16 protein-coding genes are annotated in these 17,531 nt (G+C 72.1%); all 16 read left to right on the top strand.

The features are described 5' to 3' along the window. Nucleotides 1–26: 26 nt before the first annotated feature. The 16 genes from Q7L65_RS25140 to groES all read left to right on the top strand — a co-directional run bounded on the left by Q7L65_RS25140 (nucleotide 27) and on the right by groES (nucleotide 17,525). Nucleotides 27–2,090, top strand: coding sequence for a YafY family protein (locus Q7L65_RS25140; RefSeq protein ID WP_304725738.1), 2,064 nt, complete (start codon nucleotides 27–29; stop codon nucleotides 2,088–2,090). Between the two features lie 127 nt (nucleotides 2,091–2,217). Then, the gene (locus tag Q7L65_RS25135) at nucleotides 2,218–2,685 is read left to right on the top strand and encodes a pyridoxamine 5'-phosphate oxidase family protein (RefSeq protein ID WP_304725734.1); all 468 of its coding nucleotides are present in this window, start codon (nucleotides 2,218–2,220) and stop codon (nucleotides 2,683–2,685) included. A gap of 76 nt (nucleotides 2,686–2,761) precedes the next feature. Further along, the gene (locus Q7L65_RS25130) at nucleotides 2,762–3,838 is read left to right on the top strand and encodes a glucose-1-phosphate thymidylyltransferase (protein ID WP_304725732.1); all 1,077 of its coding nucleotides are present in this window, start codon (nucleotides 2,762–2,764) and stop codon (nucleotides 3,836–3,838) included. Nucleotides 3,839–3,914: 76 nt separating this feature from the next. After that, nucleotides 3,915–4,832 (top strand): dTDP-4-dehydrorhamnose reductase, encoded by a 918-nt coding sequence (gene rfbD, locus Q7L65_RS25125; RefSeq protein ID WP_304725729.1) that lies wholly within the window; start codon nucleotides 3,915–3,917, stop codon nucleotides 4,830–4,832. After that, nucleotides 4,829–5,821: a dTDP-glucose 4,6-dehydratase gene (gene rfbB, locus Q7L65_RS25120; RefSeq protein WP_304725727.1), complete on the top strand. Its 993-nt coding sequence runs from the start codon at nucleotides 4,829–4,831 to the stop codon at nucleotides 5,819–5,821. The genes rfbD and rfbB overlap by 4 nt, the downstream gene beginning before the upstream one ends. 154 nt (nucleotides 5,822–5,975) lie before the next feature. Continuing rightward, nucleotides 5,976–6,626 carry a TetR/AcrR family transcriptional regulator gene (locus Q7L65_RS25115; protein WP_304725725.1) on the top strand — a complete coding sequence of 217 codons (651 nt, stop codon included), beginning with the start codon at nucleotides 5,976–5,978 and terminating at the stop codon, nucleotides 6,624–6,626. A 73-nt stretch (nucleotides 6,627–6,699) separates the two neighbouring features. After that, on the top strand, nucleotides 6,700–7,401 hold the full coding sequence (locus Q7L65_RS25110) for a uracil-DNA glycosylase (protein ID WP_304725723.1): 702 nt from the start codon (nucleotides 6,700–6,702) through the stop codon (nucleotides 7,399–7,401). A gap of 94 nt (nucleotides 7,402–7,495) precedes the next feature. Further along, on the top strand, nucleotides 7,496–12,061 hold the full coding sequence (locus tag Q7L65_RS25105) for a DEAD/DEAH box helicase (RefSeq protein ID WP_304725720.1): 4,566 nt from the start codon (nucleotides 7,496–7,498) through the stop codon (nucleotides 12,059–12,061). A 57-nt stretch (nucleotides 12,062–12,118) separates the two neighbouring features. Beyond that, nucleotides 12,119–12,898, top strand: coding sequence for an Fpg/Nei family DNA glycosylase (locus Q7L65_RS25100; protein ID WP_304725718.1), 780 nt, complete (start codon nucleotides 12,119–12,121; stop codon nucleotides 12,896–12,898). After that, nucleotides 12,895–13,620: a glycerophosphodiester phosphodiesterase gene (locus Q7L65_RS25095; protein WP_304725716.1), complete on the top strand. Its 726-nt coding sequence runs from the start codon at nucleotides 12,895–12,897 to the stop codon at nucleotides 13,618–13,620. Before Q7L65_RS25100 ends, Q7L65_RS25095 begins: the two co-directional genes overlap by 4 nt. A 30-nt stretch (nucleotides 13,621–13,650) precedes the next feature. Next, a complete protein-coding gene (locus Q7L65_RS25090) occupies nucleotides 13,651–14,184 on the top strand; it encodes an RNA polymerase sigma factor (protein ID WP_304725712.1) in 534 nt (177 codons plus the stop codon). After that, on the top strand, nucleotides 14,171–15,382 hold the full coding sequence (locus Q7L65_RS25085) for a DUF4349 domain-containing protein (protein WP_304725707.1): 1,212 nt from the start codon (nucleotides 14,171–14,173) through the stop codon (nucleotides 15,380–15,382). Before Q7L65_RS25090 ends, Q7L65_RS25085 begins: the two co-directional genes overlap by 14 nt. A gap of 139 nt (nucleotides 15,383–15,521) precedes the next feature. Beyond that, the gene (locus Q7L65_RS25080; RefSeq protein ID WP_304725705.1) at nucleotides 15,522–16,217 is read left to right on the top strand and encodes a Crp/Fnr family transcriptional regulator; all 696 of its coding nucleotides are present in this window, start codon (nucleotides 15,522–15,524) and stop codon (nucleotides 16,215–16,217) included. Beyond that, the gene (locus Q7L65_RS25075; RefSeq protein WP_304725703.1) at nucleotides 16,207–16,638 is read left to right on the top strand and encodes an NUDIX hydrolase; all 432 of its coding nucleotides are present in this window, start codon (nucleotides 16,207–16,209) and stop codon (nucleotides 16,636–16,638) included. Before Q7L65_RS25080 ends, Q7L65_RS25075 begins: the two co-directional genes overlap by 11 nt. A gap of 12 nt (nucleotides 16,639–16,650) precedes the next feature. Further along, entirely contained in the window at nucleotides 16,651–17,049 is a 399-nt protein-coding gene (locus Q7L65_RS25070) for an ASCH domain-containing protein (RefSeq protein ID WP_304725701.1), read from the top strand. 179 nt (nucleotides 17,050–17,228) lie between these two features. Next, complete coding sequence (gene groES, locus Q7L65_RS25065) at nucleotides 17,229–17,525, top strand: co-chaperone GroES (RefSeq protein ID WP_304725699.1); 297 nt, start codon at nucleotides 17,229–17,231, stop codon at nucleotides 17,523–17,525. The last annotated feature ends 6 nt before the right edge of the window (nucleotides 17,526–17,531 follow it).

The following is a 17,531-nucleotide window of genomic DNA, read 5'->3' as shown; positions in this document are numbered from 1 at the left end:
CCCGCTGACTACAGTGTCGCGACCACATGGCGAAGGACACCGAGAAGCTGATCCGCCAGCTCTCCCTCATCAGCTACCTGATGGCGGAGCGGCGGCCCGTCACAGCCCCAGAGATCCGTCGCGACGTCGAGGGCTACAGCGCGATGAACGAGGACGCGTTCGCGCGGCGCTTCTACGCGGACCGTTCCGAGCTGGAGGCGCTCGGCATCCAGCTGTCGGTCGACAAGCCGGTCGAGGGCCTCGCCGAGCAGGAGAACTACTCGCTGCCGCCGGAGAACTTCCACCTGCCGGCGATCGAGTTCACCGACGAGGAGCTGGCCGGCCTGCACACCGCGCTGAGCCTGCTCGACGGCGAATTCGCCTACGCCGAGCCGCTGCGGCTCGCGCTGCAGCAGATCTCGTGGGGCCGGCCGAGCCCGCTCGCGACCGCCGAGCAGAGCACGATCGCGCTCGGCATCACGGCGTCCGCCGGCGGCCATGAGCTGTCGCAGCGGCTGGCGAAGATCGAGACCGCGATCTTCCGTCGCAAGACGATCGTGTTCGACTACTACACGATGCAGCGCGACGAGCTCGGCACGCGCAAGGTCGACCCGTACCAGCTGCTGTTCGAGGGCGGGCAGTTCTACCTGCTCGGCCGCGCGCACGAGCGCGAGGCGATGCGCGTCTTCCGCCTCTCGCGGATCCGCGGCAAGGTCGCTTACGCGTCGAAGGCCGAGCACGACTTCCAGCGCCCCGACGACTTCGACCCGCGCTCGTACGCCAACCGCGTGCCGTGGCAGTTCGGCGAGACGATCGGGACCGCCGAGGTCTGGATCGCCGGGCGGATCGCGTGGCAGATCGAGCGCCACTTCGGCCGCCACGGCAGCTTCCGCGCGGCCGAGCCGCACGAGGGCGACAGCGCCGACCGCATCTTCGTGACCGACTACGCCAACGCGCGCCAGCTCGTCGCGTGGGTGCTCGGCCTCGGCGAGAACGCGCGCGTGCTCGCGCCGCCGGAGCTGATCGACGAGCTCGAGTCGCGCCTGACGCTGCTGATCGAGCGCCACGCCGAGGCGCCCGAGCTGGCGCCGGCCGTCGCGCCGCCCGAGCGCGCCGCGGAGACCAACGGCAACGGCAACGGGCGGCGCGAGGCGGCCGCGATCCGCCCCGAGCGGTTCGCGCGGCTGGTGACGCTCGCGTCGATCCTGATCACCGAGGGACGCGCCGGCCGGCGGATCCCCGCCGCCGTCGTCTGCGAGCGGCTGCAGATCAGCGAGCAGGAGCTGAACGAGGACATCGGCGTGCTCAACGTCGTCAACTTCGGCGCCGGCTCCTACGTGCTCTACGCCGAGGTGCTGGAGGACGGCACGATCGAGTCCGACCCGGAGGCCTACGGCGACTCGTTCGCGCGCCCGGCGCGGCTGCTGCCGGTCGAGGCGAAGGCGCTCGTCGCCGCCATCGACCTGATCGGCGAGCACATCCCCGAGGGCTCGCTCACGTCGGTGCGCAGAAGAATCGTCGCGGCGCTCGGCGAGGACCCGATCAGAGAGGGCCTGCAGGTCGCCAGAGTCGGCGGCGGCGACGCCGACATCGCGCGCGCCGTCTCGACCGCGGTGCACCAGAACCGGCTGCTGACGATCGAGTACTACAAGGAGAACGAGGACCTCTTCTCCAAGCGGACGGTCGAGCCGTACGCGCTGATCAACGGCCGCGAGGGCTGGTACGTCGCCGCCTACGACCCCGACAGAGGCGGCGTGCGCCACTTCCGCCTGGACCGCGTCAAGCACGCGACGGTCGAGGCCGAGAGATACACGCCGCGCGCCGAGGTCGACCCCGCGCGCGACGTCGAGGGCTGGCCGCGCACCGGCGAGGTCGAGGCGTCGAGGCGAGCGCGGGTGTGGATCTCGCCCGAGCGCGCCCGCTGGGCGCGCGAGGAGCGCTCCGTCGTCGAGGAGCTGGCCGACGGCGCGCTGATCGTCGAGCTGAGCTTCGCCGGCGTCGACTGGCTCGTGCGCGAGGTGCTGAAGGAAGCCGGCGACGCCGCCGTGCTGGAGCCGCAGGACGCGCGCGACGCCGTCCGCGCCGCCGCCAGCCGGCTGGTGCGGGTCTGAGCAGGCCGCGGCCCGCCTGACGGCTCATGCGGCAACGCACGATGCGTCGCTGCATGAGCGGCTCGTCGGGTCAGTGAGCTGCGCAAGCAGCGTCCTTCGCAAGGTCGGTCGGCTACGCTCGCGCGCCATGAGCCGACGTGATCTGATCCGCATGACCGAGCCGGAGCTGGCCGGCTTCCTCGACGAGCAGCGGACCGTCGTCGTCGCGACCGCCGGGCACGACGGCTGGCCGCACCTGATGCCGCTCTGGTACACGGTCCGCGACGGCGAGCTGTGGGCGTGGACGTACGCCAGATCGCAGAAGGTCAAGAACCTCGAGCGCGACGACCGCGTCACGCTGCAGGTCGAGGACGGGACGACGTACGACCAGCTGCGCGGCGTAATGGTCAAGGCGAATGCGCGGCTGCACCGCGACATCGACGTCGTGACCGCGTTCGGCCTGGAGCTGTTCGCCCGCTACGGCGACGGCGGCCAACCGGCGCCGGAAGTCGAGGCGATGGTGCGCGCGCAGGCGCCCAAACGTGTCGCGTTGCAGTTCGTCGCCGCGCAGCCGCCGGTCAGCTGGGATCACCGCAAGCTCGGCGGAACGTACTGAACGGGCGGCGCGACGGCCTGTCGCGCCCGCGTTCGGCGCAACGTCGCCGCTGGCCGGCCGTTACGCTGACGAGCACATGAAGGACTTGAGGGGTCTCATCCTGTCCGGTGGCAAAGGCACCCGGCTGCGACCGATCACGCACACGAGCGCCAAGCAGCTCGTGCCGGTCGCCAACAAGCCCGTGCTGTTCTACGGCATCGAGGCGATGGCCGCCGCCGGCATCCGCGAGATCGGGATCATCATCGCGCCGGAGACGGGCGACGAGATCCGCGAGGTCACCGGCGACGGCTCGCGCTTCGGCGTCGAGATCACCTACATCCCGCAGTCCGCGCCGCTCGGGCTCGCGCACGCGGTGCTGACGGCAGAGCCATTCCTGAACGACTCGCCGTTCGTGATGTACCTCGGCGACAACCTGCTGCAGGGCGGCATCGAGGAGCTCGTCGCGGCGTTTCGCGCCGGCACGCCGGACGCGCTGATCCTGCTGACGCAGGTCGAGGACCCGGAGAACTACGGCGTCGCCGAGCTCAACGGCGACGGCTCCGTCACGCGGCTGGTCGAGAAGCCGAAGGAGCCCGCGACCGACCTCGCGCTCGTGGGCGTCTACATGTTCACCGCCGGCATCCACGACGCCGCGCGCGCGATCGAGCCGTCCAGACGCGGCGAGCTGGAGATCACCGACGCGATCCAGCACCTCGTCAACAGCGGCAGGCGGGTCGAGCCGCACATCGTCAGAGGCTGGTGGAAGGACACCGGCCGGCTCGACGACATGCTCGAGGCCAACCGCCTGATCCTCGACGCGATCGAGCCGCAGATCGACGGCGAGCTGATCGACTCCGTCGTCGACGGGCGCGTGATCGTCGAAGGCGGCGCGACGCTGATCCGCGCGACCGTGCGCGGGCCGGCCGTGATCGCCGCCGGGGCGAGGCTGACCGACTGCTACGTCGGCCCGTACACGGCGATCGGCGTCGACTGCGAACTGCAGAACGCGGAGGTCGAGCACTCGATCCTGCTCGCCGGCTCGTCGGTGCGCAACCTCGACGGGCGGATGGAGTCGTCGTTGCTGGGCCGCAACGTGAGGATCCGCCGCGACCACAGCCAGCCGCGCGCCTTCCGCTTCATGGTCGGCGACAACTCGGAGATCGGGATCCTGTGAAAGCGCTCGGCCTGCGGCCTCGGCTTCCACTGGGAACGCTCGCCTTGCGGCTCACCTTCCCGCGTGAGGTGACCACATGAGTCCCCGCCTGCTCGTCACCGGGGCGCACGGCATGCTCGGCCGCGACGTCGTCCGGATCGCGCGCGCGGACGGCCACGACGTCGTCGCGCTCGCCCGTGCGGAGCTGGACGTGACCGATGCGGCCGCCGTCAGCGCCGCGATCTCCGCCGCCGCGCCGGACGCGGTCGTCAACTGCGCGGCGTGGACGAACGTCGACGGCGCCGAGAGCGACCCAGACGGCGCAGCGGCGGTCAACGCGACCGCCGCCGGCAACGTCGCGCGAGCGGCCGCAGCGGCCGGCGCGCGGCTGGTGCACGTCTCGACCGACTACGTCTTCGACGGCGCGCGGGCCGCGGACGCCGCGCCCTACGTCGAGAGCGACCCGACCAACCCGCAGAGCGTGTACGGCCGTACCAAGCTCGCCGGCGAGCAGGCGGTCGCTGCGGCCGGCGGCTCGCACGCGATCGTGCGCTCCTCGTGGTTGTTCGGCGTCGGCGGCCCGAACTTCGCCGCGACGATGCTGCGGCTCGCCGCAGAGCGCGACGAGATCAGCGTCGTGACCGACCAGATCGGCTGCCCGACCGCGACGGCCGACCTGGCGCGGGCGCTGCTGACGCTGGCGTTCGGGGCGGGCGACGGCGATGGCGCCGCCGACGGCAGTGCGGGCGCCGGGGCCGGTGTCCGCGCCGCGCAGGGGGTCTTCCACGTCGCCGGCAGCGGTCCGCCCGTCTCATGGAACGCGTTCGCTGCGGAGATCTTCCGCCAGGCCGGCGCCGCCTGCCGCGTGCTGCCGTGCACGACGGCCGAGATGCCGCGGCCGGCGCCGCGCCCCGCCTTCAGCGCGCTCGCCAGCGCACGTCCCGAGACCCCCGTGCTGCCGCCGTGGCAGGACGGCCTGTCCGACTTCCTCGAGGCACGAAAGGTGCACGCATGAAGCTGCTCGTCTGCGGCGGAGCCGGCTTCATCGGCTCCAACTTCGTCCGGATCCGCGTCAAGGAGAACGGCGACGAGGTCGTCGTGCTCGACAAGCTGACGTACGCCGGCCGCAGGGAGAACCTGCACGACGTGATCGACGACATCCGCTTCGTGCACGGCGCAATCGAGGACCCGGTCGCCGTCGCCGACGCGATCGCCGGGGTCGACGCGGTCGTCAACTTCGCCGCCGAGACGCACGTCGACCGCTCGATCGCCGAGCCGGACGCCTTCGTCACGACCAACGGCCACGGCACCTACGTGCTGCTGGAGGCCGCGCGCAAGGCGGGCGTGCGCTACCTGCAGGTCTCGACCGACGAGGTCTACGGCTCGATCGAAGAGGGCTCGTTCACGGAGCAGTCGCCGCTGCAGCCGTCCTCGCCGTACAGCGCGACGAAGACCGGTGCCGACCTGCTCGTGCTGAGCTACTTCCACACGTACGGCCTCGAGACGCTGATCGCGCGCGGCTCCAACAACTACGGCCCGTACCAGTACCCCGAGAAGCTGATCCCGCTGATGGTGCTGAACGCGCTGCATGGCGACAAGCTGCCGGTCTACGGCGACGGGATGCAGGTGCGCAACTGGCTCTACGTGACCGACTTCGGCCGCGGCATCGGCCATGCGCTGGAGCAGGGCAGAGCCGGCGAGGTCTACAACGTCGGCGGGCCCGACGAGTGTCCCAACATCGAGGTCGTCAAGCGGATCGTCAGCGCGACCGGCAACGACGAGTCGCTGATCGAGTACGTCACCGACCGTCCCGGCCACGACCGCCGCTACTCGCTCGCGTCGGAGAAGCTGCGCGCGCTCGGCTGGGAGGCGCGCGTGCACTTCGCCGAGGGCCTGCAGCAGACCGTCGACTGGTACCGCGAGAACCCGTGGTGGTGGGAGCCGGTCCGTTCCGGCGACTACCGCGAGTACTACGAGCGCCAGTACGGCCGCGCGCTCGGCTGATCGGCGCGGCGGCGAACGAGCCGACCAGGGGCGGCGTCGCGGGGGCGGCGTCGCGAGAGCCCGGCCCGCGCGTGCGCTGACCGTCCCGGCGCCCTGTCGCTAGCGCGCATGCGCACGAAGGCCTTACGGAGTTAGACTTGTGTCGATCAACTCGATGGCCAGCTCCGACCGCACCACGCCGCGCAGCGCCATTCCGCGCGGCCGGCACGCACCTCCGCTCGAGATCCGGCTGGGCCTCCAGCGCGAGCGGCTGTTCGAGGCGGCGGCGGCGGTCTTCGCCGAGACCGGCTACGCCGACGCCAGCGCCGAGTCGATCAGCCGCGCCGCTGGGATGTCGAAGGCGACGTTCTACGAGCACTTCGCCAACAAGGAAGAGTGCATCATGGCGCTCTTCGACTACGCCTTCGAGGTGCTGCTGAAGCGCATCGTGAAGGCCGCGACGGCGGCCGGCGAGGATCCGCTGGCGCGTCAGCGGATGGGCATGAGAGCGTTCCTGATGGCGCTCGTCGAGTACCCCAACGAGGCGCAGACGCTGCTCGTCGAGATCATCGGCGCGGGACCCGCGGCGGCGCAGAGACGCGACGAGATCCTCGAGCGCTTCGCGCGCGTCGTCGACCGCGAGAACGAGCGGATGGCGAGAAACCCCGGCTTCCCCCGCTTCGCCTCGCCCGACGACTCGTTCGCGATCGTCGGCGCGATCGTCGAACTGGCCTCGCGCCAGGTCCGGCTCGGCCAGCCGCCGCACCCGCTCGACCTCGAGCCGGTGATCGAACGCTTCGCGACCGGCCTGCTCGGGCAGCAGTAGCTGCCGGAGTGACGAGCGGCGTGTGCCGGACGACGGCGCTCTGCCGCTGCGTGCGACAACGGCATCGCATCCGATGAGCGGCGACGTCGCCGGCCTGCGCGCGCTGACCGCTGAGGTCGTCGACTGCCGCAGATGTCCACGGCTGGTGTCGTGGCGGGAGGAGGTCGCGACGGTCAAGCGCGCGGCGTTCGCCGACCAGGAGTACTGGGGCCGGCCCGCGCCCGGCTTCGGCGATCCGGACGCGCGGCTGCTGGTGCTGGGCCTCGCGCCGGCCGCCCACGGCGCCAACCGCACGGGCCGGATCTTCACCGGCGACCGCTCCGGCGACTGGCTGTTCGCCGCGATGCACCGCTGCGGGCTGGCGAACCAGCCGACCTCCGTCTCTCGGGACGACGGCCTCGAGCTGCGGGGCGCCTATGTGACCGCGGCGGTGCGCTGCGCGCCGCCGGCCAACAAGCCGCTGCCGTCAGAGCGCGACACCTGCTTCCCGTATCTGACGCGCGAGCTGAGGCTGCTGCGCAACGTCGACACGATCCTCTGCCTCGGCGGCTTCGCCTGGGAGGCCGCGCTGCGCCTGCGCGCCGCGCTCGGCGAGCCGACCCCGCGCCCGAAGCCGAGATTCGGCCACGGCGCCGAGCTGATCGGCGAACGCTGGGCGCTGATCGGCTGCTACCACCCGAGCCAGCAGAACACCTTCACCGGCCGCCTGACCGTCGAGATGACTGACACGGTCCTGCTGCGGGCGCGCGAACTGGCGGGCCTGGGCGCGCCGTAGTCAGGCCCGCTATCTGCAGAGCGATTCGATCGACCCGATCGCCGAACATGCGTTCGCCTCCGGTCGGTGCAGACGCTAGGCTCGTACTCCACCCATGTCGCGATCCGCCGCCTCCCCCCTCAGCTCCTTCACCCCGACCGTGCGTGACTGGTTCACGCGCGCGTTCGCGACGCCGACCGAGGCGCAGGCGCAGGCGTGGCCGGCGATCGCGACCGGCGAGCACGTGCTGATATCGGCGCCGACCGGGTCCGGCAAGACGCTCGCGGCGTTCCTGTGGGCGCTCGACCGGCTCGCGGCGACGCCGCTGCCGGAGGGCGAGAGACGGACGCGGCTGATCTACGTGTCGCCGCTGAAGGCGCTCTCCTACGACATCGAGCGCAACCTGCGCGCGCCGCTGAAGGGGATCGCGCCGGAGGGCGGGATCTCGGTCGCGATCCGCACCGGCGACACGCCGCAGAGAGAGCGCGCGCAGATGCTGCGCACGCCGCCGGACGTGCTGATCACGACGCCTGAGTCGCTCTACCTGATGCTGACGAGCAGAGCGCGCGAGGTCCTGACCGGCGCCGAGTGGCTGATCCTCGACGAGATCCACGCCGTCGCCGGCACCAAGCGCGGCGCGCACATGGCGCTGACGCTGGAGCGACTCGACGCGCTCGTCGGCGAGCGCGAAGGCCGCGCGGGCGTGCAGCGGATCGGGCTGTCGGCAACGCAGAACCCGCTCGAGGAGGTCGGCCGCTTCATGGTCGGCCCGCGGCGCAGATGCCGCATCGTCGACACCGGCGTGCGCAAGCCGCTCGACCTCGAGATCCACGTGCCGGTCGACTCGATGGTGGAACCCGAGCAGGGCACGGACGTCGATCCGCTCGATCCCGTCCCGGGCGGCGAGGCGACGCGCCGCTCGATCTGGCCGGCGATCTACCCGGAGCTGCTGAGACTGGTGCGCGAGCATCGCTCGACGATCGTCTTCGTCAACAACCGACGCTCCGCCGAACGGCTCGCGCTGCGGCTGAACGAACTGGCGAACGAGCCGCCCGCGGACGGCGACGACGCAGCCGCGGCGGCGGAGAACCCGGACGTGCGCTGGGTGCCCGACGGGCGCACGGGCGCCACGACCGTCGAGATCGCGCGCGCCCACCACGGCTCGCTCGCGCGCGAGGAGCGGATGGTCGTCGAGGAGCAGCTGAAGGCAGGCGAGATCCCCTGCATCGTCGCGACCTCGTCGCTGGAGCTGGGGATCGACATGGGCGCCGTCGACCTCGTGCTGCAGGTCGAGTCGCCGAAGTCGGTCGCCGCCGGGCTGCAGCGGATCGGACGCGCGGGCCACAACGTCGGCGACACCTCCAAGGGCCGCATATTCCCGAAGTTCCGCGCCGACCTGCTGGAGTGCGCGGTCGTCGCGCAGCGGATGCGCGAGGGGGCGATCGAGCCGACGGTCGTGCCGCGCAACCCGCTCGACGTGCTGGCGCAGCAGATCGTCGCGATGGCGGCGTCGGAGGACGACCTCAGCGTCGACGAGCTGTTCCTGCGCGTCACGCGCACGTACACCTACGCCGAGCTGTCGCGCGCGCAACTGGAGAACGTGCTCGACATGCTCGACGGCCGCTACCCGTCGAGCGAGTTCGCCGAGCTGCGCCCGCGGATCGTCTGGGACCGCATCGCGGGCGTCATCCGCCCGCGCAGAGGCGCCCGCCAGCTCGCGGTCACCAACGCGGGCACGATCCCCGACCGCGGCCTCTTCATGGTCACGCTGCCGGACGGCCGCCGCGTCGGCGAGCTGGACGAGGAGATGGTCTACGAGGCGCGCCCCGGCCAGGTCTTCCTGCTCGGCGCGTCGAGCTGGCGGATCGAGGAGATCGGGCGCGATCGCGTGATCGTGACGCCGGCTCCGGGCGCGCCGGGCGCGGTCCCGTTCTGGCGCGGCGACAGCGTCGGGCGGCCGAAGGAGCTGGGCGCGGCGATCGGCGCGTTCAGCCGCTGGGCCGTCGACCAGTCGGCCGACGTGCTCGCCGACAGATACGACCTCGATCCGAGAGCGGCGCGCAACCTGCTCGACTTCCTGCGCGAACAGCAGGACGCGACGCGCGTGATCCCGAGCGACCGCACGATCGTCGTCGAGCGCTTCCGCGACGAGATCGGCGACTGGCGGCTGTGCATCCTGTCGCCCTACGGCGGCCGCATCCACGCCGCCTGGGGGCTGGCACTGAGCGCGAAGATCCGCGACGAGCTGGGCCTCGAAGCCGACGCGATCTGGTCCGACGACGGGATCATCGTCCACCTGCCCGACGCCGACGAGCCGCCGGGGGCGGAGTTCGCGCTGATCGAGCCGGACGAGCTGGAGGACGCGGTCGTCGGCGAGCTGTCGGCGAGCGCGCTGTTCGGCGCGCGCTTCCGCGAGAACGCGGGCCGCGCGCTGCTGATCCCGCGCGCGTATCCGGGCAAGCGCACCCCGCTGTGGCAGCAGCGGCTGAAGTCGCAGAACCTGCTGGAGGTCGCCAAGCGCTACGGCGAGTTCCCGATCATCCTCGAGACCTACCGCGAGTGCCTGCGCGACGTGCTCGACCTGCCCGGCCTGCGCGAGCTGCTGACGCAGCTGCAGCGGCGCGAGCTGTCGCTCGTCGAGGTCGAGACGCAGATGGCCTCGCCGTTCGCCTCCTCGCTGCTGTTCGACTACGTCGCGACGTACATGTACGAGGGCGACACGCCGAACGCCGAACGGCGCGCGGCCGCGCTGTCGCTCGATCGCGACCTGCTGCGCGAGCTGCTGGGCCAGGAGGAGCTGCGCGACCTGATCGACGCCGACGCGCTCGACCAGGTCGAGGACGACCTCCAGCACCGCTCCGAGCGCACGCGCGCGACGACGAAGGACGAGCTGCACGACGTGCTGCGGCGCGTCGGCGACCTGACGGCAGCGGAGGCGGCGCTGCGAGTCGTCCCCGACCTCGATGCCGACACCTGGCTCGACCGACTCGCGCACGAGCGACGCGCCGTGCGCGTCCGGATCGGCGGGGAGCAGCGCTGGATCGACGCCGCCGACGCCGGGCTGTACCGCGACGCGCTCGGCGTCGTGCCGCCGGGCGGGCTGCCGGAGGCGTTCCTCGCCGACGTGCCCGACGCGCTCGTGCGGCTGCTGCGCCGCTACGCGCAGACGCACGGGCCGTTCACGACCGAGGAGCCGCGGCTGCGCTTCGGGCTCGATCCGGGCCCGGCGCTGAGAGCGCTGGAGCGCGACGGCGAGCTGGTGCAGGGCGAGCTGCGCCCCGGCGGGACTTCCGGCACGCGCGAGTGGTGCGACACCGACGTGCTGCGGCGACTGCGGCGCGCGTCGCTGGCGGTCCTGCGCAGAGAGATCGAGCCGGCCGACCAGCGCGCGTTCGCGACCTTCCTGCCGGCTTGGCAGGGGGTCGACAAGCATCCACCCGGAGGCGCGGGGATCGACCGCCTGCGCGAGCAGCTGGTGCCGCTGCAGGGGCTCGCGCTGACGCCGTCGACGTGGGAGACCGAGGTGCTGCCGCGACGCGTCGGCGCGTATTCGGCGACGTGGATGGACCAGCTCTGCGCCAGCGGCGAGCTGGTCTGGGTCGGCGCCGGCGCGCTCGGGCGCACGAACGGCAAGGTCGCGCTCTACTTCCGCGACGACGCCGCCCTGATCGGCCCGCCGGCGGCCACCGCGAGAGCGCCCACGCTCGACACGCTCGACCACGACGCCGTGCGCGCGCGGCTGACGCAGGGTTCGTGCTTCTTCACCGACCTGCTCGTCGACGTCGCGCTCGCTCCCGAGGCGCTGCAGGAAGCGCTGTGGGATCTCGCCTGGGCGGGCGAGGTCACCAACGACGCCTTCGCCCCCCTGCGAGCACCGCGGCTGACGCTCGCGCGCGCCGTCAGACGCGCCGCGACCCGCCGCGGCGCCGGCCGCTTCTCGTCGCGACGCGGCGGCGCCCGCGCGGAGGTGCAGGGGCGCTGGTCGCTGACAGCGCCGCTGTTCGGCGAGGAGGTCGTGCCGACCAGCGGCGAGGCGAACGCCGCACCGCGCGCGACTCGTCCCGCCCACGACCCCAGCGCCCGTCGCCGCGCGCTCGCGGAGCTGCTGCTGGAGCGCTACGGGCTGCTGACGCGCGAGCAGGTGCTGGCGGAGGGGATCCCCGGCGGTTTCTCCGGGCTGTACACGGAGCTGTCGCAACTGGAGACGCTCGGGATCGCGCGGCGCGGCTACTTCGTCGAGGGGCTCGGCGGCGCGCAGTTCGCGCTGCCCGGCGCGGTCGAGCGACTGCGGGCGCAGAGAGCGCCGGAGGAGTCGCCGCCGGTCGTGCTGGCCGCGACCGACCCGGCGCAGCCGTTCGGCGCGGCGCTTGCGTGGCCCAAGCGCGAGGGCGAGACGCGCCGGCCGGCACGCGCCCCCGGCGCGACCGTCGTGATCGCCGGCGCAGCGCCGGTCCTCTACCTGGAGCGCGGCGGCAAGGCGCTGCAGGTGCTCGTCGCCGACGACGACGGCCGCGTGATGAGCGCACTGATGGCGCTCGCCGACCACACGCGCGCGGGCCGCATCAGAAGGATCGCGCTGGAGAAGGTCAACGGCGAGTCGGTGATGGGCACCCGCTGGGAGGCGATGCTCGCCGAGGTCGGCTTCAGCGCCGGCCCCCGCCGTCTCACGCTCACGGCCTGACCGGCTCGTTCGCAGATCGTTCACCCCTGACGCGGCGGGCTCCGTACCCTTCATGGGATGCCCGAAGGCGACACGATCCTGCGAGCGGCCCGGCGCATCCGTCCCGTGCTCGTGGGCGCGGTCCCGGAGGAGATCCGCACGCCGCAGCGTCGCCACGCCGCCGACCGCTGGCCGGAGCGTCTCAGCGGCCGCGCGGTGAAGAGCGTCGACCCGTACGGCAAGCACCTCTTCCTGCGCTTCGAGGGCGACCTGACGCTGCACTCGCACCTGCGCATGACGGGCGCGTGGGGCGTCTATCCGTGCGGCGCACGCTGGCGCCGCGCGCCGCGTCGCGCGTGGCTGGTGCTGCGCGCCCGCGGCAGCGAGGTGGTCGAGTTCGACGGCCCGCTGCTGGAGCTGATGACGGAGTCGCGCACGCGCTTCGACCTGCGGCTGCAGGCGCTCGGCCCCGACCTGCTCGCCGACGACTGGGACCCGCAGCGGTTCCTGCGGCGGCTGCGCGCCGACGATCCGACGCGCGCGATCGGCGACGCGCTGTTGGATCAGCGGATCGTCGCCGGGATCGGCAACATCTGGAAGGCCGAGGGCTGCTGGGGCGCCATGATCGACCCGTGGCGCAGCGTGCGCGACGTCAGCGACGAGGAGGCCGTCGCGATCGTCGAGAACGCGCGGCCGCGGATGCTCGCGGCCGCCGACAGCTGGCGCAGAGAGAGCAACGACCGCCACGTCTACAAACGCAGCGGCATGCCGTGCCCGCGCTGTGGCGGGCGTATCCGGTCGCGCGGGCAGGGCGACGACAACCGCACGACCTACTGGTGCCCAGATTGTCAACGATGAGCGTCAAGCGGATCGGCCACAAGGGCGCGGACCTGATCGCGCCCGGCAACACGCTCGCCAGCTTCGACGCCGCGCTCGCCGCGGGCGTCGACATGATCGAGTTCGACGTGCTGCCCGACCGCGGCAGCGACGGCCGGCCGGACGTCGCCCGCGGGCGGCTGCTGCTGGCGCACGACTACAGCGAGGTCGGCGACGCCGTGCTCGGCCTCGGCGACGGGCTCGCGCACCTGGCGGGTCCGCAGTACGACGGGATCGAGCTGGACGTCGACCTGAAGATCCCCGGCTACGAGCTGCGCGTCGTCGACGCGCTGCGCGCGCACGGGCTCGTCGAGCGGACGCTGATCTCGACGACGTATCCGGAGAGCCTCGCCTGCATCCGCGCGTACGAGCCGCGGCTGAGGCTCGGCTGGTCGGTCCCGCGCGCGAGCCGCGACTACACCGCGTCGATCGTCTTCAAGCTGCCGGCGTACGGCGTGCTGCAGGTGATGCGACGGGCGCTGCCGACACGCGCGGCGAGGGCGCTCAACGCCGGACACTGCGACGCGCTGATGGTCCACTGGCGGCTCGTCACGCCGCACCTGGTGCAGACCGTCAAGGCCGCCGGCGGCGAGCTGTACGTCTGGACCGTCGACGACGCCACGCGCATCCGCACGCTGATCGGGCTTGACGTCAGCGGCATCATCACGAACGACCCGCGCCTGTTTCCTGCACAAAGTCTGTGATGGATCGCCGCGCCGGCGCGTAGTGCCGGTGTGAACGCCACACTGACCGCCACGCCGACGGCCGTGGACACCAGCTGGGAGCGCTTCGAGGCGCTCTACCGCGCAAGTCGCGACGACGTGTACGCGTACGTCGCGACGCTGCTGCGCGACGCGGCCGCCGCGGAAGACGTGACGGCGCTCGCGTTCGAGCGCGCGTATCGCCGTCGCCGCTCGTTCGACCGCAAGCGCGGTGACGAGCGCGCCTGGCTGTTCGGGATCGCGCGCAACGCCGCGCTCGACGAACTGCGCAGGCGCAAGCGCCACGCGACGCTGGCGGCCGATCCGGTCGACGCCGACGCGCTCGGCGTCGAGGACGGCGCCGACGCCGCGCTCGCTCGCACGACCGTGCGCGCCGCGCTCGCGACGCTCGACGCGCGCGAGCGCGAGCTCGTCGCGCTGAAGTTCCACGCTGGCCTCTCCAACGCCGAGATCGCAAAGCTGATCGGCGTCAGCGAGTCGAACGCCGGCACGCTGCTGCATCGCACCATGACCAAGCTGAGGAAGGCCTGCCATGCGCCGTCGTGAGTCGCTGGACCCCGTCGTCGCGCGCGAGCTGGCCGCGATCGACGCCGCGCTGGCGGGCGGCGGCGCGGGCGAGCATGCCCCGATCGCCCCCGAGGACGCCGAGCTGGCCCAGCTCGCGACGCTGCTGGTCGCCGAGCGCCCGCCCGTCTCGCGCGCGTTCAGAGCGGCGATGGACTCACGGGTGGAGACGAGATTTGCGGAGCGCCGACCCCGCACGACGGCGAAGACCGTCCGACGCCGTCCTCTCATTCCAGCTTTTGCAGCGTTCGCAGCCGTGGCGGTGGTCGCCGTCGTGATCGCCGTGAACCCTGGCGGAGCGGGATCGGACCGCGACATGGCTGTTTCGAGCGGGTCGTCCGCCGAGATCGCGCCGGCGAACCCGCCGAGCGCAGCGGACAGCGCCGGCAGCGCAGCCGCGCCCAATGCTGCCGCAGCACCGCAGAGCACGGCGAAGGGCGGCGCCGTCGACCCGCCCGTCGACGCCCATGCCGGCGCGACCGCGCGCAAGGTCGAGCAGTCCTCGACCGTCGAGCTGGGCGCGCGAGCGGACAAGGTCGACGACGTCGCGCAGGACGTGCTCGGAGTCGTCGGGCGCCAGCAGGGGATCGTCGACGAGTCGTCGGTCTCCACCAGCGCCGGCGCCGGCGAGGCCCGCTTCGCGCTGCGGATCCCTGCCGCGAGACTGCAGGCGACGCTCGCGGAGCTGTCGAGACTGCCCGACGCGCATGTGCTCGCGCGCACCGACGACACGCTCGACGTGAACCAGGCGTACGTCTCCGTGCAGCGCAGGCTCGACGGCGCCGAGGCCGAGCGCGCGGGGCTGCTGCGCGCGCTCAGAGACGCGAGCAGCGAGGACGAGACCGACCGGCTGAAGGCGCGCCTGGACGGCGTCGAAGAGCGGATCGCGGGGCTGCAGCGCAGCCAGCGGGCGCTCGACCGTCGCGTCGACTACAGCCGCGTCGCGCTGACCGTGCGTGCCGACGACAGCGGCGGTGCGAGCGGCGACGACGGGGGCGGCGCCGGCTTCACGCCCGGCAGCGCGCTCGACGACGCCGGGCGCGTGCTGGCGGTGACGGCGGGCGTCGTCGTGATCGCCGCGGCCGCGCTCGTGCCGCTGGCGCTGCTCGCGCTGTGCCTCTGGCCGCTGGCGCGCGCGGCGCAGCGGCGGCGGCGCGAAGGGACGCTGGACGGCGCCTGAGCGATCCGGAGCCGCCCGGCGCGCAAGCGCCCTTGCAGCGACGCCGCGGCGGCTCCAGCGTGCAGCAGATCCCCCCGAAGTGCGGGGAATACGACGTTCGCCTCTCCGCGCCGGGGTACAGGTCTGATACATACCTTCCGTGGCTACGAGCACCGAGGACACCGTCGCGCTGCTTGCGCGGGTGCCCACGTTCGAGGCGCTCGGCCCGGAGGAGCTGTCGCGCGTGGCGGAGGTCGCCGTGCCGCGGCGTTACGAGCCGGGCCGAGTGATCTTCCGCGAGGGCGACGCCAGCGACACCTGCTACGTGCTCAAGAACGGACACGTGCGCGTGATCCGCGAGCATGCCGACGGCCGCACGATCACGCTCGCGAACTTCGGCCCCGGCGACATCTTCGGCGAGCTGGCGATGTTCGAGGACGAGCGCCGCTCCGCCACGATCGAGACGCTGGACGACGTCGAGGCGATCGCGATCCTCGGCTCCGACATGCGCCGCCTGATGCGCGAGCACCCGGACATCGCGGTCAAGCTCGTCGTCTCGCTCGGGCGCCGGCTGCGAGCCGCGAACGAGCGCATCTCCAGCCAGTCCTTCCAGACCGTGCAGAGCCGCGTCGCGACCGTCGTGATGCAGCTCGTCAGCGAGGCGCAGGACGAGGGCGCCGGCGAGCGCGACGTGCTCGTGAGCGCGACCCAGGCCGACATCGCCAAGCTCGCCGGCTCCTCACGCGAGTCCGCCAGCCGCTTCCTCGCGGTGCTGGAGCGCGCCGGCGTGATCGAGCAGGGCCGCGGCAAGCTGACCGTCCACGATCCCTCGGCCCTGGAGCGCTATGTCTACTGACGACCGCGAGCTGTCCGCCGGCGGCGTCGTCGTGCGCGGCGACGAGGTGATCGTGATCGTGCCGACGCGACGCGGCGCACAGGGCCAGCGCGTGCTGGGACTGCCGAAGGGCCACGTCGACCCGGGCGAGAACGCCGAGCAGGCGGCCAGACGCGAGGTGCGCGAGGAGGCAGGCGTCGACGCGAAGCTGGTCGAGAAGCTCGGCGACGTGCGTTACTTCTACCAGCGCGACGGCCAGCGAATCTTCAAGATGGTGCGCTTCTTCCTGTTCGACTACCGCTCCGGCAGCCTCGACGACCACGACGACGAGGTCGAGGAGGCACGCTGGGTGCCGCTCGCCGAGGCGGCGCGGACGCTGAGCTACAGAGGCGAGCGCGAGATGGTCGAACGCGCGCTGTCCGCGATCTCGAAGGAACGATAGGGTGGTGTCGCAGTGCGCGTCTTGAACTTCTACTCGGCCGTCTTCGCCGACCAACTTCGCAACGGTCGCAAGACCGCGACGATCCGGCTCGGCGACAAATCGCACAAGTACCAGAAGAACGAGTGCGTGCTCGTGACGATCGGGTATCAGCATTCGCCGCGCGAGCGGATCTTCAACGCCGTGATCGACCAGGTCGAGGTCAAGCGCGTGAAGGACCTCAGCCCGCGCGACATCGAGCACGACAACCCCGAGTTCCGCCGCACCGAGGAGATGGTCCACTTCCTCGAGCAGATCTACGACCGCACGGTCGACATGGACGACACCGTCACCGTCGTGCGCTTCTCGCAGATCATCGATCGCCCGCCGACGATCCGCGATCGTCTGCACGGCATCGGCGGCGCGCAGAACTAGCTGCCGCCCGCTTTCCGAGCGGGCCCGGCGCCGTTCTTTGGCACTCTCTCATCGAGAGTGCCAAATCCGCCTTTCCATTCCGTCCGCGGGTGGCTATAGTGGGCCTCAGTTGGCACTCTCATGCTGCGAGTGCCAAGCACACCACAGCACGCTCCCCTTCCACCCGGAGGTTGCACCACATGTCGAAGCTCAAGCCCCTCGGCGATCGTCTGATCGTGAAGGCGGTCGAAGAGGAGGAGACCACCGCCAGCGGTCTCGTTCTCCCCGACACGGCCAAGGAGAAGCCTCAGAAGGGCAAGGTCGTCGCCGTCGGCGAGGGACGCTGGGACGAGGACGGGGAGAAGCGCATTCCCCTCGACGTGAGCGAGGGCGACGAGGTCCTCTACAGCAAGTACGGCGGTACTGAGATCAAGATCGACGGCGAGGACCTCCTGGTTCTTCGCGAGTCGGACGTCCTCGCCAAGGTCACGGCGTAGCGCGCC

The organism is Conexibacter sp. CPCC 206217 (assembly GCF_030646165.1).
Classification (GTDB): Bacteria; Actinomycetota; Thermoleophilia; order Solirubrobacterales; family Solirubrobacteraceae; genus Conexibacter.
Note: the sequence above shows the minus strand (reverse complement) of the source record. Positions and strands in the feature narration are given on the sequence as shown.

What these genes read in the sequence shown, in the direction of transcription:
- Q7L65_RS25140 (WP_304725738.1), top strand. Translation starts at nt 27, where the DNA reads ATGGCGAAGGACACCGAGAAGCTGATCCGCCAGCTCTCCCTCATCAGC.
- Q7L65_RS25135 (WP_304725734.1), top strand. Translation starts at nt 2,218, where the DNA reads ATGAGCCGACGTGATCTGATCCGCATGACCGAGCCGGAGCTGGCCGGC.
- Q7L65_RS25130 (WP_304725732.1), top strand. Translation starts at nt 2,762, where the DNA reads ATGAAGGACTTGAGGGGTCTCATCCTGTCCGGTGGCAAAGGCACCCGG.
- rfbD (WP_304725729.1), top strand. Translation starts at nt 3,915, where the DNA reads ATGAGTCCCCGCCTGCTCGTCACCGGGGCGCACGGCATGCTCGGCCGC.
- rfbB (WP_304725727.1), top strand. Translation starts at nt 4,829, where the DNA reads ATGAAGCTGCTCGTCTGCGGCGGAGCCGGCTTCATCGGCTCCAACTTC.
- Q7L65_RS25115 (WP_304725725.1), top strand. Translation starts at nt 5,976, where the DNA reads ATGGCCAGCTCCGACCGCACCACGCCGCGCAGCGCCATTCCGCGCGGC.
- Q7L65_RS25110 (WP_304725723.1), top strand. Translation starts at nt 6,700, where the DNA reads ATGAGCGGCGACGTCGCCGGCCTGCGCGCGCTGACCGCTGAGGTCGTC.
- Q7L65_RS25105 (WP_304725720.1), top strand. Translation starts at nt 7,496, where the DNA reads ATGTCGCGATCCGCCGCCTCCCCCCTCAGCTCCTTCACCCCGACCGTG.
- Q7L65_RS25100 (WP_304725718.1), top strand. Translation starts at nt 12,119, where the DNA reads ATGCCCGAAGGCGACACGATCCTGCGAGCGGCCCGGCGCATCCGTCCC.
- Q7L65_RS25095 (WP_304725716.1), top strand. Translation starts at nt 12,895, where the DNA reads ATGAGCGTCAAGCGGATCGGCCACAAGGGCGCGGACCTGATCGCGCCC.
- Q7L65_RS25085 (WP_304725707.1), top strand. Translation starts at nt 14,171, where the DNA reads ATGCGCCGTCGTGAGTCGCTGGACCCCGTCGTCGCGCGCGAGCTGGCC.
- Q7L65_RS25075 (WP_304725703.1), top strand. Translation starts at nt 16,207, where the DNA reads ATGTCTACTGACGACCGCGAGCTGTCCGCCGGCGGCGTCGTCGTGCGC.
- groES (WP_304725699.1), top strand. Translation starts at nt 17,229, where the DNA reads ATGTCGAAGCTCAAGCCCCTCGGCGATCGTCTGATCGTGAAGGCGGTC.